The following is a 15,014-nucleotide window of genomic DNA, read 5'->3' as shown; positions in this document are numbered from 1 at the left end:
TTGCCCCTTTCTTATTATATAAAGTTAAGATGATTTGTTGGAAATATGGGCATCTTCAAAGCTTGACATTTCATTCAGGAAGTTAACAGCACTTTGAATAATCGGATAGGCCAATGCACAACCTGTTCCTTCTCCGAGGCGTAGGTTCAGATTGAGAATAGCCTGTTCTCTCATCAGTCCCAACAGCTGAGGATGGGCATTTTCATTGCTTACATGGCAGAAGATACAGTTATTCAATACTTCGGGATTCTTTTTCCATACGGTAGCTACAGCAACAGTGGCGATAAATCCATCTACCATAATCAGCATATTGTGATGATAAGCTTCTTCTATGGCTCCAATCATTTGGGCAATTTCTAATCCTCCAAAGGTCTGTGCGATTTCATCCTCAGTCATTTCAGCCGGATATTTTTCAATAGCTTCTTTTAAAATAGTGACCTTATTGTCCAGCTGATGATCATTCAACCCGGTTCCCCGTCCGATGCAATTGATAATAGGAATGTCAAAGAGCTTGCTCATCATTAAAGAAGAAGCGGAAGTATTCCCGATTCCCATTTCTCCAAAGCCAATAATATTGCAGCCTTTTTTTGCAATATCAGCAACTACAGACTTTCCGTTTTTAAGGGCCTGCTGATATTCTTCAAAGGTCATGGCAGGTTCTTCCAGAATATTACGGCTGGATTTTCTAACCTTTTTATCTAGCAGATCCAATCCATCCGGAAAATCAAAATTGACTCCGGCATCCACGATTTTGATCTTAATATCATTCTGTCTGCAAAAAACATTGATGGCAGCACCTCCACCCAGGAAATTCATCACCATCTGATAGGTGACTTCCTGTGGATAGGCACTTACTCCTGCAGCAGCAATCCCATGGTCGGCTGCAAAAACCACCATATGAGGATTCAATAACTGCGGTGAAATGGTTTTCTGTACCATTCCGATTTTGTGGGCAATATGCTCAAGATGTCCCAGTGCACCTAAGGGCTTTGTTTTAAAATCAATTTTATGCTGTAATTCTGATGATAACATGGATGTTGATACTTATGTTAAATGGAAAAATGCAATATTAGTAAAATAGGAAGAATTTTGCAGTGTTTGTCTGTAGTTTTTAAGGGCTGGAAGCTGGAGGCCTGAAGCAGGAAGCTAAAAATCATACTTTTATAAACTTTCTCATCTCTATAACTATCAAACCCTCACACCTCACAACCCGAATCCCGAATCCTGAATCTCGCAAAAAAACAACGTAAGAACATTGCGCACTTCACCCATTACTTTGCATCATCAATACAAAAACAATGACATCCAAAATACTTGAAAAAATAAAAGAAGTTGAAGCAGCACGAGGCGTAGAAGTGCTTCTTGCAGTAGAATCAGGGAGCAGAGCCTGGGGTTTTGCATCTCCTGACAGTGATTATGATATACGTTTTATATACCGTCATGAAAAAGACTGGTATCTTTCTCCATGGGATAAGGATGAAACGATACAATTTATGACAGAAGATGATCTGGACGGTTCCGGCTGGGATCTGAGAAAGACTTTTCACCTTTTACTTAAGTCGAACGCAGCGTTGCTGAGTTGGTTTTATTCTCCTATCGTTTATAAAGCGGATGAAAAGTTTGTAGAACTCTTTAAACCTTTGGCAGATGCCTGCTTTTCTCCTGTAGCGGTCTCTTATCATTATTTAAGTATGAGCAAGAAATATCTGGAAGCCTGCAGAACTGATGAAGTAAAATTAAAAAGTTACTTTTATTGCTTACGAACCACATTAGCAGGGAAATGGATCATAGAAAAAGGAACGGTTCCACCTATACTGTTCAGTGACCTGCTTGTTTTAACAGATGAAGCTACCAAAAGGAAAATAGAAGATCTTGTCACCTTAAAAGCGACCAAAGGAGAATCTTATTACCACCCTAACAATTGGGAACTATTTGATTTTCTGGAGAAAACAATCGCTGAAAATGAGGAAAAATCGAAAGGTTTATCAGGAGGAAAGGCGGATAAAGGTGAGCTGGAGAGGGTTTTTAGAAAAATATTATTATATTAGGTTCGCAATAATCTAGAACCATGGCAAAACGAAATGTATCTGTTTCTGAGTATACTAGAGCAGAAAATATTTTCAAAAACAAAGGATGGGAAATAAAAAATAATAATGGTGAAATTTCTCAATATAATAACTTTATTAGTAGACTTTCTATATTACCGAAAGAATCAAAAAGCTTATTCTTTGATCTAACAGAAAGATTTGAAAATATATCTTTAAATGAAATAATTGGTATTTTCAAGGAATCATATAAAAAAATTGATAAAGATTTAATTGATAACTCAAGAAAAATATATTTCTTACCACTTATTTGCCCTATCATAAAATTTGAAAATAATTACAAAATAAAAATTATTAATAAATTTTTAAATTGGGTAGGACTCAATCATAAAAAAGAAATTGAACGTCCTGTACAAAAAAGTTGCGATTTTATATTATCTTTAATAAAAATTGAATATAGAGATATGCATGGAAATAATAAATTCCTATTTCCATCTTCCTATTTAAAGTTTAAAGAGCAATATAATAGAGATAAAGATTTAGTTTTATTAATTGATGATTTTCTAGGCACTGGAGATACCGCTGATGAAGTTTTAAATTTCTATATCAAAGAAGGAAACTTAAATCCTTTAAAAGTGAAAATTATTACATTAATATCTCAGGAAGAAGGCATTAAAAGAATTTCCAATAAATTTGGGATTGATACACTTGCTAATACTGTAAAAAAAAGAGCTTTAACTGATTTCTATACACAAAATGAAGATTTAGAAATAAAGAAAAAATTATTATTACAAATGTCAAAATCTATTAGTATTAAACAAGATTTTCTAGGTTATAAAAATTCAGAAGCGTTAGTATGTATACTTAATAAAAGTCCTAATAATACACTTCCAATATTTTGGTATGAAAATAAAACACATCCGGCTCCATTTCCTCGTAGAAAAGTTTTTTATAATAAATAAAATTAAATAATGAAAAATATTGAAATTCCTGACAATGTAAGATATATTTTATTGTTAATTCTAGAAAAAGATGGTAATATCGAACAATTGAAAAATATTGGATATACTTATGAAAAAATATCAGAATTAATTAGTTTTGAAATAAATGAAAAAACTGTAATTCTAGAAGATAATAAGTTTAAAATAACTGAGAAGGGACTTATTTTAAAAGAAAATTTGATTGAAATTTTGAATTACTCTTCGATAGAAAACTTAATATCACCTCAAGTTTCTGATATAATTAAAAATAAAAATGATGATTTTTTTATACCATCCCAAAATGATTTGCCAGATTAAAAATATTTTGTAATTTTACAATGATGTCTGAAGTCGGACTATCATAATAGGGAATATAAATTTCGAGCAGTTCCGATTCAAAAGCTACGCCAGAGTCTCCGCTTTTGAATCGGCCTTACAAATAGGGGTCATTCAGTTGACCCCTTTGAGATTACAGCAATGGATTATAAAACATATTCTGAAAGATTTAAGATCGAAGCCTACAATGTAGGGTATTCTGAATCTAGTGTCGCTTTATGTCTAAACTATGCAAAGATTCTTTTTGACAAAAATCTTCCTGTTATCTATAATGTCACCCACTTAAGTAATCTTACAGGTATAAAGAAAAATTATATTATTCAAGCGGCTACTGTTTCTAAGCATTCGCATGCTTATTATAGAGATTTTTCTATAGCAAAGAAAAAAAAGGGAGAACGAAGATTTATTTCGGAACCTTTACCTAACCTCAAGCAAATTCAATATTGGATATTAAATAATATTTTATATCAAGTAAAAGTCAGCCCATATGCAAAAGCTTACATAAAGAATTTCGGACTTAAACAAAATTTACGTTTTCATAAAAATAAAAAGAAAGTTTTAAACTTAGATATTGAAAATTTTTTCTCCGCGATAAAGTTTGAAAAAGTAGAAAAGGTTTTTTTAAATTTAGGTTATTCAAACACTGTATCAAAAACATTATCGAAATTATGTACTTTAAAAGAGCAGCTACCACAAGGTTCTCCAACAAGTCCTTATCTATCTAACATTATTATGATGTCTTTCGATACAGAAGTTTCTTTATTTGCCAAAAATCTAAATATTAGTTATACTAGATATGCAGATGATTTAACATTTTCGGGAGATTTTGATGAGAATGTTGTTGAAGATTTTATTGAAACGAAATTGCTTGAAATTGGATTTACCTTAAACAGAAATAAGAAGAAATTAATGTATGATTCTCAGAGGCAAATCGTTACTGGTGTAGTAGTTAATAAGAAGATACAATTATCAAAAGAACAAAGAAAAAAACTAAGGCAAATTCACTATTATATTAAACGCTTTGGTATAGAAAGCCATTTAGAAAGACAAAAATTATCTAAAAAAAAATATTTAAGTAAAATTCTAGGACAAATAAATTTTGGACTTTATCTAAATAAACAAGACAAAAATTTATTAGAAATGAAAGCATGTATTTTAAAATATAAAAAAGAATTTGATTTATAGAATTATATTTATTTGAAAGAACTAATCCATAATCCTTTAATATTTAAAAAACTTTAACAATATTAAATTACCTTTAATAGTAATTCCAGTTTCGGTATTTAAGAAATAAAATCTTAAAAAACAACTTATACCGAACGTTTCTAGGTACATATAAAACTTTCAGATCATATGATCTTTTTATTTTAAATTGCATAAGTTAAAGCTTATAAGTTGGCTTAATATTCTAAATAAAGATTTAAAAGTCATTGAAAAGGACTTATTTTTTCCTACCTCTCTTCCATAAAAGAGTTTGCTTCGTTTACTCCAAAATGACATATGACCATCCAAGACCTAAAAAATAAAAACCTCCTCCTATTCGAAGCCATTTCCGGAAGCCGTGCTTTCGGGTTGGCGACAGAGAATTCTGATACGGATATCCGCGGGGTATATTATCTGCCGAAAGAAGATTTCTTTGGGCTAAACTATATTCCGCAGATTTCCAATGAGACGAACGATATTACGTATTATGAAATCGGGAGGTTTGTAGAACTGCTGCAGAAAAACAATCCTAATATTCTGGAAATCCTGGCAAGTCCGGAAGATTGTATTCAATATAAGCATCCGTTGATGGATCTGCTGAAGACGGAGGATTTTCTGTCAAAACTATGCAAAGATACATTTGCAGGCTATGCTGTTTCGCAGATTAAAAAGGCGAAAGGTCTCAACAAAAAGATTGTAAATCCGATTGATAAAGAGAGAAAATCTATTTTGGATTTCTGCTTTATTTTGGAAGGACAAGGTGCTGTACCTTTGAAAAAATGGCTGAATGAATTCCCCTCCTCTGGAGGGGTGTCCGCAGGACGGGGTGGTCTCTCACAGGAAAATTGCGGATTAATCAACATTGACCATACAAAAGGAATGTTCGCTTTATTTTATGATGAATCGGGAACGTTGGGATATAAAGGGATTATCCAGAATGAAGAAGCGAATCAGGTTTCTGTATCCTCTGTTCCTAAAGATGAAAAGCCAGTCGCTTATATGTTCTGTAACCTTGATGCCTATTCTGTTTACTGCAAAGATTACAGAGAATATTGGAAATGGGTGGCTGAGCGCAATGAAGACCGTTATAATGTCAATCAGACCCATGGACAAAATTACGACAGCAAAAATATGATGCACACCATCCGTTTGCTGCAGTCTTGTGAACAGATTTTTAAAACCGGTTCACTGAAGGTCCGTGTAGAAAACCGCGACGAACTGTTAGATATTAAAGCTGGCAACCAATCTTATGAAAGTGTAATGCAAAAGGCAGAAGATCTTATTCAATCTATAGAAAATCATTATTCCACTTCCACTCTACCCAACCAATTGGATCTTGAGAAAACAACAAAAATATTGATTCAGATCAGAGAAAAACTGTATCATCATGAATGATAAATGATCAGTGATAAATGATAAATGATCAGTGAAGAATGGTGGGATTGGTGAACTTCATCTCTCCCACTCTTACATACACTCTCACCCTCAAACTCTCAACCCCTCTCACTCTCAAACCCAAAAACTCACTTCTTCGCCGCCTTCGCCATCGGATTATAATCCAGGCAGATTCTGATCCAGTATTCAAAATCATCTGCTTTTTTAAAACCAATGGGTTCAACGTAGCAATATCCATTTAACTGTTTCCCTTTCATGATCATCGGCAGGAAGCCTTTTTTTTCCGAAACCTCATCTTCCATTTCGGGATTGTAGCGGCACATCAGATTGTCATGGCTGATGTTGATACACATCTTTCCGTTCACCAGAAAAGACAGTCCGCTAAACATTTTCTTTTCCTCGATCTCTATATTATTTTCCATGGAAAGCCGTTCACGTACACGGTCGGCAAGTTCAGTACTGTAAGCCATAATTTCTTTTTTTTTGACCTATCCCTTTTAGTAATAATGGCTTCGACAGACTCAGCCTGACAGCGCTTAAAATTTCGGATGGTATTCCAGTTTGTCACCCTGAGCCTGTCGAAGGGTATCAATAAGAAAACCCTATAATCATTTTTTGAGTATTACTTAAAGGGATAAGTTAATCAACTTTTTTGTTATTTAAAATTAATTAAAAACTGTGATTAACACCTTATTTTTTTAATATTATTGATGAATTCAGAATTCAAAAATTAAAATTTTATTTAAATAAATTATTGTTTTACGATAATTAATTATACATTTGCAATAGTTATACTATTCTTACCATGAACCAGACCAAAATTATTTCAAGGATTTTATTTTATATCTGTGCCATACTTTCGGCGGGATATTTGATCACTTTTGGGTATTCCCTATTCTGTCTGATCACAGGATTTTCGGTTACTCCTTATAAAGAAGGACAGTTCCTTCATATCAATTATCCGTTGACAGAACAGCCGTTTCTGAATATCGAAAACAATTACCCTTACATGATATTTTCTTTTATGTCGGTTCTTATCGCTTATGGAATCTTTTTCTGTTTATCGGCCAGGGTTTTCAAAGTATTTTTCCAGCAAAAACTGTTTACTGAGGAAAATATCATGCGGCTTAAGAAATTTTACCTGTACAATATTTTCATCCCGTTTCCACTGGTGATGATCGCGAGTTTCTTTGTGGAAGTAGAAAGTATCATATGGGGACTGGTGTTTATTCACTTTATGCTTGGAATTTTCTGTCTGTTTCTTGCGAATATCTTTAAGCAAGGACTACATTTGCAAAACGAACAAGACTTATTTATTTAAAATGCCAATTATAGTCAACTTAGATGTGATGCTTGCCAAACGAAAAATGCAGAGTAAAGAATTGGCAGAAAAACTGGGGATCACCCCCGTCAACCTCTCTATCCTGAAAACCGGCAAAGCCAAAGGTGTCCGCTTCGATACCCTTGAAGCCATCTGCAAAATCCTGGAGTGCCAGCCGGGAGATATTCTTGAATTTAAAGAGTAGACGAGATTCGGGGTACGAGTTGCGTGTTAGAGAGTTTGAGGGTTGGTGTGTAAAAATCCCGCTTCTAACTTCCAGCTAATACCCAATCCTAAACTTTAAACCTTAAATTTTAAACTTTAAACTTTAAAACCCTACACCAGCTGCTGAAAGGCCGCCTGTCCTTCTATTCCCTAAACACAACGTTATGAATACATTATCTATCAACAACCTTAGCCTTACCTACAAAAATGGCTTCCAGGCTATTAAAGACATTTCACTGGACATTAAAAACGGGATGTTCGGGCTGCTTGGTCCGAACGGAGCCGGAAAATCTTCTTTAATGAAAACTATTGTCGGACTTCAGAAACCAACCTCCGGAACGATACTTTTCAATGAAGTGGATATCATCAAAAATCCTGATTATATTAAACAGAATCTTGGATTTCTGCCTCAGGATTTCGGAGTTTATCCCAAAGTTTCTGCTTACGATCTGTTGGAACACATTGCCATTCTGAAAGGAATTAATGATAAGAATCAACGTAAAAATCAAATCCTGAGCCTGCTGGAAAAGGTTAACCTTTCCGATTTTGCTAAAAAAGAAGTTCATACTTTTTCGGGCGGAATGAAACAGCGTTTCGGGGTAGCTCAAGCCTTGTTAGGTGATCCGAAAATAATCATTGTAGATGAACCAACTGCAGGGCTGGATCCTGAGGAACGCAACCGCTTCAATACTCTGCTCAATGACATCAGCCAGGAGGTTATCGTTATTCTGTCTACGCATCTTGTTGAAGACGTCAGAAACCTTTGCTCAGAAATGGCAGTGATGAATCACGGGCAGATTCTCAGAAAAGGAAATCCCGGAAAACTGATTGCAGAGCTGGAAAATAAAATCTGGTCAAAACCCATTGATAAAAATGAACTGGAAAGTTATGATTCCAGCTATGAAATCATCAGCAGACAATTATTGGAAAGAGCGCTTCATATCACTGTATTTTCAGAAGAATATCCAAAAGACTTCAGCGCCGTAACCCCTCTGCTGGAGCACGTTTATTTCCATACACTTACCCAAAAACCTTAATCATGAATACGATATTTTTATTCGAAGCCGGACGCTCTTCCAAGCACTGGCTCGCCTATCTTGTGGCTTTACTCTTAGTAGCTGTCGGTATTTTTTGCGGAAGCCAGTTCAATCTTTCGGTAGGAGAAGGTATTTATTTAAACTCTCCTTACACCATCGGTTTTATGACCGGAATGCTGAGCCTTGCCGTGATTTTTTTAGCGACTGTTTACGCATTACAGCTGCTTTTTAAAGATCAGGATTCAAAATTTGACAGTATTCTGTTTTCATTTCCTTTGTCAAAATCCGCCTATCTGAAAGGGAAATTCTATGTGTATTTTCTACAGACATTTTTAAGCTTTTCTTTACTGATAACCGGATTTATAACAGGTCAGGTGATGCGCACCGGAAGTGAAATGCAGGAAGGTTTTGCGATCATCCACTATGTGTATCCTTTGTTTATATTTGGTTTCATCAACAGTCTGGTTGTCTGTAGCTTTCTGTTTTTCATTGCATTCACTGTAAAAAGGAAACTGCTGGTTGTCGTAGGCGGACTGCTTCTATATGTTTTTTATATGATCATTTTACTGTTTTCCAATTCGCCCTTTATGGCCGGAAGTCTTCCGCAGTCATTGGAAACACAGCAGTTTTCAGCATTGATTGATCCGTTTGGATTATCTGCTTATTTCATGGAAGCCCGTGGTCTTACAGCACATCATAAAAATAGTCAGATGGTTCCTTTTACAGGATATCTTTTGTTCAACAGGCTCCTATTTTTCATGATCTCAACAGGACTTCTCCTTCTTTCATTAAGATTGTTTTCTTTCTCCGGTATTTCCGGACGAAAAGTAAAAATATCAGGAATTGCTCTGTCATTATCTGAAACCAATAAAGCGGATTATTCCACAGTGAACCCAGATTTTAGCTGGAAGAGTTCATTCCGGTCTGTACTTTCTTTTGCCAAAACAGATCTTACCTATCTCTTTAAAAGTGTTGCTGTTCCTGCTGTTTCCATATTGCTGTTATTTTGCGTTGGGATGGAAATGTATGCCGAAATTGAAAAGGGAATCCGTCTTCCGCAGAAGTATGCCGGGTCTGGACTTATGGCAACAACCATCTCGGAAAACTTTCATCTGCTTGGTTTACTGATTTCAGCTTATTTTCTGAATGATATGTATTGGAGAAGCCAATCTTCAGGATTTTATCTTATTGAAAACAGCACTTATTTTTCCAAAAACCGGTTAACCGGACATTTTCTTTCCATCAGCTTCCTCCTGTTTTTCTTTACCGGAATTTTAATTGTTCAGGGAATTGTTTTTCAGGCTGCTTACCAGTATTTTCATATCGACTGGAATGCTTATCTCGGTGTTTTTCTTTTCAATACTTTCCCTTTAATGCTCTTTTCAGGATTGATTCTTTTAATTAATGACAGGATTCCCAATAAATTCATTGCTCTTGGAGTTTCTGTTCTTGCCGTTTTTGTATTATCAGGTCTCGTTTCCGCAAAATTAATCACCTATCCTCTCTTCAGAATATTTTCAGATTTTAAAGGAACTTACAGTGATTTCAGCGGCTATGGAATCTACGAAAAAGCCTTTGCTCAAAGACTATTATTCGGAACTGGTATTATCAGTATTTTATGGATACTTAACAGCACTATAAAATTCAAAAAAACACCTGCAATTGCATCTGGTTTTAGTATTCTTCTCTTCGTTTCAGGAATCTTTGCCGGAGTATTGTTTATGAAAGGTTATGTTCCAAAAAATGAAAACCAGGCCATTCTGCACTCTGTAGACTATGAAAAAAAATACAGGAAATATGAGAATATTCCACAACCTGACATCACTGACATTGCTACAGAAATTAAACTGTATCCTTCAAAAAATGCTTATCAGATTATTGGAAAATATACCCTTAAAAATCAAACTAACCAGCCCATCAATAAGATTCTGATCAATTTTAATGAGGATTTAAAAATTGAATCTGCTGTAATGAGGTCTGGTAATGAGATGACAAAGATTCATAAAAATATAACCGAAGTATCATTACAACAGCCTCTTCAACCAGGTAAAACAGCTTCTCTTAATTTTACACTCTCTTATCAATGGTTTGCTGTCAACGGTCATCAGTCTTTCAATGCCATTATTGAAAACGGATCTTTTATGAGGATCAGCAGATATTATCCTACGATTGGTTACGAAAAGGATAATGAAATTCAGGATGAAAAGCAACGCAGCCAATTCAACCTTGGAAAACTTACGGAATTGAAGAAACCGGAAGCTCCTGAAGCACAAAAAAGGAATTTTATCAATCTTACTATGACTGTTTCTACCGAAGGTAACCAAACAGCCATAGGCACAGGAGATCTGGTAAAGAAATGGTCACAATCCATCCGTCATTATTTTAAATATAAAGCAGATCAGATTCCTTTCCGGTTTGCCGTTTCATCAGCAGAATATGAGATCAAAAGTGAGAACTATAAAGGAATTATCATCAATATTTTTTATCATCAGAAACACTTTGAAAACGTTAATCACCTTCTTGAAAATGCAAAGCTTACTTTAGATTACTGTCAGCAAAACTTTGGTCCATACCCTTTTAAAACCATCAATTTTGCAGAAATTTCTTCTTTTACCAGAGGCTTTGCGGCTACAGCTTACCCTTCTTCGATTTTTATGCCGGAAGACATGATTTTCCACGCTAATATACAGGCAGACAAAAAACAGGATGTCATCAATGAACTGGCCGGGCATGAGCTTTCCCATCTCTGGTGGGGAAACAGTCGGATCAACCCTGATGACAGAGAAGGTGCTGTAATGCTTACTGAAACCCTTGCCATGTATACCGAAATGATGATCTACAAAAAAATGCATGGCAGAGAAAAAATGATGGAAAGAATCAAAGTACATCAACAGATCTACGATAATGAAAAGGGACTGTCTGAAAATGTTCCGATCTATAAAGCTACGGGAGACGTTACTCATATTTCCTATTCCAAAGGAGCTGCAGCCATGGTACAGCTGAGTAATTTAATCGGTGAAAATAAAGTGAATCTGGCTTTGAAAAATTTTCTAAGCAACAACCAGTACCCCAAAAAACCACGTTCATTAGATTTGATCAATGAGTTTTATAAGGCTGCTCCGGATGTTTCCACCAGAAAACAGATTGACAGATTATTCAAATCTATAGAAAATATAACTTTTACTTCGGGGCGTGAAACTGCTTCTGTAAAGGCAAAACCCAAAGAATCCGGTGATAGTTTTTAATTTTTTTTGAAAATATTTTTCAGGAATTGTAACAAAGTAAAATGGTGATTTACTAATTAATTGATATATCAATAATTGATACATCATTTTAAATCTGAAAATATGGAAAAGTTAAATTCAATTATATTCTACAACATAGACAAAGCAATCAGAGCCTACAGAAACTATGCTCAGCGGCAGCTGAAAGCCCATGGTTACACGATTACGATCGATCAGTGGCTTATCATCAAAGCGATTCTGGAAAACCCGGGAATTACCCAGAACGAAATTGGTGATCTTGTTTTTAAGGACAATGCTTCTGTCACGAGGATTATTGATTTAATGGTAAAATGCGAATACATTATCAGAAAAGTTCATCCTGAAGACCGAAGAAAAACCAATCTGGAAGTGACAGATTCCGGGGTAAAAGTAATCAAAGAAGTTCAGAATATTGTAGAGAAGAACCGTAAAACTGCTTTGAAGGGAATCAGGGAAGAAGAACTGGAAGTGATGTATTCAGCTTTACTGAAAATTTCAGAAAACTGTCTTAACCCTAAAAAGTAAAACGCTATGACCAGAATATTCTCACTTATTATTGCCTGCCTGCTGACGCTTTTCAGCAGCAGGATTTCTGCCCAGCAGGCAATACAGAGTTTGACTTTGTCAGGAAACATAAAATCCGACAAAACAGAGCAGATGGAGATCAATCTCTTTGATGCTGATCAGAAATTGATCAAAACAGAAATTGCTGATAACAGCGGTAAGTTCAATTTTAATGATTTGAAAGAAGGAACTTATCAGGTAAAAATTAATAAAAACGGTACTGAGGTTTATCACTCAGAAAATATTTCATTAACCGAAAATAAGACCCTCAATCCTATTGATCTTAATGTAAAATCTATTGAAGGCGTTACCATTACGAAAACCAAGCCTCTTATCGAAAGACAGGATGGAAAAATGATCATGAACGTTGAAAACAGTATTGCCAGCACCGGAAATTCTGCTTTTGAAGTGTTGGAAAAAGCTCCGGGAGTGAATATTGATAACAACGATAATATCAGTCTTCGTGGTAAAGGAAATCTTCTGATCCAAATCGACGGTAAAAATACACCGATGACGGGAGCTGACCTTGCCAATTACCTGAAAGGGATTCCTTCTTCTACTATTGAAAAAATAGAATTCATCACCAATCCTTCTTCAAAGTATGATGCTGCAGGATCTGCAATCATCAATATTAAACTTAAAAAAGAGCAGCGAAGAGGAACTAATGGAAGTATTTCCAGCTCTTTAGGATCGGGGAAATATGTGAAAAACAACAATAGTTTCAGCATTAATCACAGGAATAAAAACATCAATATTTTCGGAAATTATAGCTTTGCTTACAGGGAAGCTTACAATGGATTGGTTCTCGACAGAAATTTTTATGAAGCCAATACCTTCAAAAAAGCATATGTACAGGATAATTATCTGAAATTCAAATTTAACAGTCATGTGGCCAAAGCGGGAATGGATTATTATCTCAACGACAAGAATGTGCTAGGATTTTCTGTAGGACTGGTTTCCAACAAATTCAATATCAACGGAGATAATTCCAACGTCACGCTGGGCAGCAACTATCTTCCGGAAAGCACATTCACAACGGTCAACAGATCGAATGACCGCTGGACCAATGTTTCATTCAATCTTAATCATAAATACACGATTGATTCGCTGGGGTCTGATATTTCTACCGATTTTGACTATATCAATTACTCCAACTCATCTTTACAGCGCTTTGATACCAGTACCCATGATATTTCCAGCGGTACAGACAACCTTGACATTATCAAGGGTGACATGGACGGAAAACTGAATATCTATTCTTTAAAATCTGATCTTACGAAAAATTTCAGCAACGACTGGAAGCTGGAAAGCGGGGTGAAAACCAGTTTTGTGAAAACAGACAACGATCTGAAGTTCTTCAATGCCAGTTCTGGTGTCCCTATTCCGGATCTCGGGAAAACCAATCACTTTATATATGAAGAAAACATTAATGCAGTGTACGGAAATGTATCCAAAAAATGGGAGAAATTTAAAGCTACCGGAGGTTTAAGGCTTGAGAATACGAATGTAAAAGGAACTCAGATTACCACCAGTCAAATCAACAAAAGAAATTATACCCAACTGTTCCCAAGCGCTGTTCTGAGTTATGATCTGACAGAGAAAAGTAACCTTGAAATCAATCTGAGCAGAAGAATTACGAGACCAAGCTACAACCAGCTGAATCCTTTTAAATTCTATCTTGATCCTACCACCCTGAAAGCAGGAAATCCTGATCTGAAACCACAAATCACGATGAATTATGAACTAACCTACAGTCTGAATAATAAATATTTTGCTACTTTGAGCTACAGCAGGAATTCTGACAATATCACAGACATCTTAAAACCTGTCATAGAAAACGGGCAAACAGTAACCGTACAGACCATTGAAAACCTCAATTCTGCTTCTTATTTCGGGTTAAACCTGATTGCTCCTGTAAAGGTGACCCAATGGTGGGAAATGAACAACAGCGCCAATTTCTACTATGGTTCATATACCGGAAATGTCTCCGGAACACAGATCAATAATAAAGGGAATTTTACCTTCAGCATCAACAGTATTAATTCCTTTAAACTGGGCAATGGCTTCACTGCCGAACTTACCGGAAATTACAAAGCCAGAGAAATCTATGCTTATCTGAATGTGAGCCCGAACTGGTATCTTAATATCGGAGCTCAGAAGAAGTTTAAGAACAACAGTGTTCTGAAACTGTCATTTACAGACGTATTCATTACCAGCAATATCAAGGGGCAGACAGTTTACAATGATTATTTAGAAAACTTTGCCGTAAAAAGAGATACACGCGTGGCAACCCTCTCCTATACTTATAATTTTGGTTCTTCCAAAAACGGTCAGCCCAGAAAAACAGGAGGCGCGGAGGATCTGAAGCAGAGAGTGGGAAATTAATTGTAAGAAGTTGGAAAACGCAAAGACGCCAAGAAGGAGAAATAAAATACTGTCTTTAAGACGCAAAGATTTTATCTTCGATAAAATTGAAGCACCAAATAACTGTACCTGTATTTTAGTCTCTCACGATTGGGCAGGCAAAGCAAATGCAAAAAAATAAAACAATATGCTTGCTGAAAATCTTCGATTTTCTTGCGCCCTAATCAATATAAAATTAAAATTACTTTGCGCCTCTGCGTTTTCCAACTTATAACTTATGG

The 15,014-nt window shown here is 35.5% G+C and carries 13 protein-coding genes; 11 read left to right on the top strand and 2 right to left on the bottom strand.

Annotated features, from left to right (window positions below):
* Positions 1-24: 24 nt before the first annotated feature.
* Positions 25-1,032 (bottom strand): nicotinate-nucleotide--dimethylbenzimidazole phosphoribosyltransferase, encoded by a 1,008-nt coding sequence (gene cobT / locus FB551_RS01000; RefSeq protein ID WP_142014130.1) that lies wholly within the window; start codon positions 1,030-1,032, stop codon positions 25-27.
* A 266-nt stretch (positions 1,033-1,298) separates the two neighbouring features.
* On the opposite strand from cobT, the gene FB551_RS00995 reads away from it, so the two are divergent.
* The 5 genes from FB551_RS00995 to FB551_RS00975 all read left to right on the top strand — a co-directional run bounded on the left by FB551_RS00995 (position 1,299) and on the right by FB551_RS00975 (position 5,959).
* Positions 1,299-2,048 (top strand): nucleotidyltransferase domain-containing protein, encoded by a 750-nt coding sequence (locus FB551_RS00995; protein WP_142014128.1) that lies wholly within the window; start codon positions 1,299-1,301, stop codon positions 2,046-2,048.
* A 20-nt stretch (positions 2,049-2,068) separates the two neighbouring features.
* Entirely contained in the window at positions 2,069-3,007 is a 939-nt protein-coding gene (locus FB551_RS00990) for a phosphoribosyltransferase (RefSeq protein WP_142014125.1), read from the top strand.
* 9 nt (positions 3,008-3,016) lie between these two features.
* A complete protein-coding gene (locus tag FB551_RS00985) occupies positions 3,017-3,343 on the top strand; it encodes a hypothetical protein (RefSeq protein ID WP_142014122.1) in 327 nt (108 codons plus the stop codon).
* A 159-nt stretch (positions 3,344-3,502) separates the two neighbouring features.
* Positions 3,503-4,546 (top strand): reverse transcriptase family protein, encoded by a 1,044-nt coding sequence (locus tag FB551_RS00980; protein ID WP_142014119.1) that lies wholly within the window; start codon positions 3,503-3,505, stop codon positions 4,544-4,546.
* Positions 4,547-4,861: 315 nt separating this feature from the next.
* A complete protein-coding gene (locus tag FB551_RS00975) occupies positions 4,862-5,959 on the top strand; it encodes a nucleotidyltransferase domain-containing protein (protein ID WP_142014116.1) in 1,098 nt (365 codons plus the stop codon).
* Positions 5,960-6,087: 128 nt separating this feature from the next.
* Here the strand turns inward: FB551_RS00975 and FB551_RS00970 are convergent, their stop codons facing one another.
* Positions 6,088-6,429, bottom strand: coding sequence for a TfoX/Sxy family protein (locus tag FB551_RS00970; RefSeq protein WP_047432686.1), 342 nt, complete (start codon positions 6,427-6,429; stop codon positions 6,088-6,090).
* A gap of 335 nt (positions 6,430-6,764) precedes the next feature.
* Here FB551_RS00970 and FB551_RS00965 point away from each other — a divergent pair, with 335 nt between their 5' ends.
* From FB551_RS00965 to FB551_RS00940, 6 genes are all read left to right on the top strand, one after another.
* On the top strand, positions 6,765-7,280 hold the full coding sequence (locus FB551_RS00965) for a DUF2975 domain-containing protein (protein ID WP_142014113.1): 516 nt from the start codon (positions 6,765-6,767) through the stop codon (positions 7,278-7,280).
* Position 7,281: 1 nt separating this feature from the next.
* Positions 7,282-7,485: a helix-turn-helix domain-containing protein gene (locus tag FB551_RS00960; protein ID WP_002980904.1), complete on the top strand. Its 204-nt coding sequence runs from the start codon at positions 7,282-7,284 to the stop codon at positions 7,483-7,485.
* Positions 7,486-7,669: 184 nt separating this feature from the next.
* Entirely contained in the window at positions 7,670-8,542 is an 873-nt protein-coding gene (locus FB551_RS00955; protein ID WP_142014110.1) for an ABC transporter ATP-binding protein, read from the top strand.
* 2 nt (positions 8,543-8,544) lie between these two features.
* Positions 8,545-11,787: a M1 family aminopeptidase gene (locus FB551_RS00950; protein ID WP_142014107.1), complete on the top strand. Its 3,243-nt coding sequence runs from the start codon at positions 8,545-8,547 to the stop codon at positions 11,785-11,787.
* Between the two features lie 102 nt (positions 11,788-11,889).
* A complete protein-coding gene (locus tag FB551_RS00945; protein ID WP_142014104.1) occupies positions 11,890-12,330 on the top strand; it encodes a MarR family winged helix-turn-helix transcriptional regulator in 441 nt (146 codons plus the stop codon).
* Positions 12,331-12,336: 6 nt separating this feature from the next.
* Positions 12,337-14,754 (top strand): TonB-dependent receptor, encoded by a 2,418-nt coding sequence (locus FB551_RS00940; protein WP_142014101.1) that lies wholly within the window; start codon positions 12,337-12,339, stop codon positions 14,752-14,754.
* Positions 14,755-15,014 lie beyond the last annotated feature (260 nt).

The sequence above is a fragment of the Chryseobacterium aquifrigidense genome (genome assembly GCF_006716485.1).
GTDB lineage: Bacteria > Bacteroidota > Bacteroidia > Flavobacteriales > Weeksellaceae > Chryseobacterium > Chryseobacterium vietnamense.
Note: the sequence above shows the minus strand (reverse complement) of the source record. Positions and strands in the feature narration are given on the sequence as shown.

Coding starts and splice junctions, on each gene's coding strand:
- cobT (WP_142014130.1), bottom strand. CDS start 1,032: ATGTTATCATCAGAATTACAGCATAAAATTGATTTTAAAACAAAGCCC.
- FB551_RS00995 (WP_142014128.1), top strand. CDS start 1,299: ATGACATCCAAAATACTTGAAAAAATAAAAGAAGTTGAAGCAGCACGA.
- FB551_RS00990 (WP_142014125.1), top strand. CDS start 2,069: ATGGCAAAACGAAATGTATCTGTTTCTGAGTATACTAGAGCAGAAAAT.
- FB551_RS00985 (WP_142014122.1), top strand. CDS start 3,017: ATGAAAAATATTGAAATTCCTGACAATGTAAGATATATTTTATTGTTA.
- FB551_RS00980 (WP_142014119.1), top strand. CDS start 3,503: ATGGATTATAAAACATATTCTGAAAGATTTAAGATCGAAGCCTACAAT.
- FB551_RS00975 (WP_142014116.1), top strand. CDS start 4,862: ATGACCATCCAAGACCTAAAAAATAAAAACCTCCTCCTATTCGAAGCC.
- FB551_RS00970 (WP_047432686.1), bottom strand. CDS start 6,429: ATGGCTTACAGTACTGAACTTGCCGACCGTGTACGTGAACGGCTTTCC.
- FB551_RS00965 (WP_142014113.1), top strand. CDS start 6,765: ATGAACCAGACCAAAATTATTTCAAGGATTTTATTTTATATCTGTGCC.
- FB551_RS00960 (WP_002980904.1), top strand. CDS start 7,282: ATGCCAATTATAGTCAACTTAGATGTGATGCTTGCCAAACGAAAAATG.
- FB551_RS00955 (WP_142014110.1), top strand. CDS start 7,670: ATGAATACATTATCTATCAACAACCTTAGCCTTACCTACAAAAATGGC.
- FB551_RS00950 (WP_142014107.1), top strand. CDS start 8,545: ATGAATACGATATTTTTATTCGAAGCCGGACGCTCTTCCAAGCACTGG.
- FB551_RS00945 (WP_142014104.1), top strand. CDS start 11,890: ATGGAAAAGTTAAATTCAATTATATTCTACAACATAGACAAAGCAATC.
- FB551_RS00940 (WP_142014101.1), top strand. CDS start 12,337: ATGACCAGAATATTCTCACTTATTATTGCCTGCCTGCTGACGCTTTTC.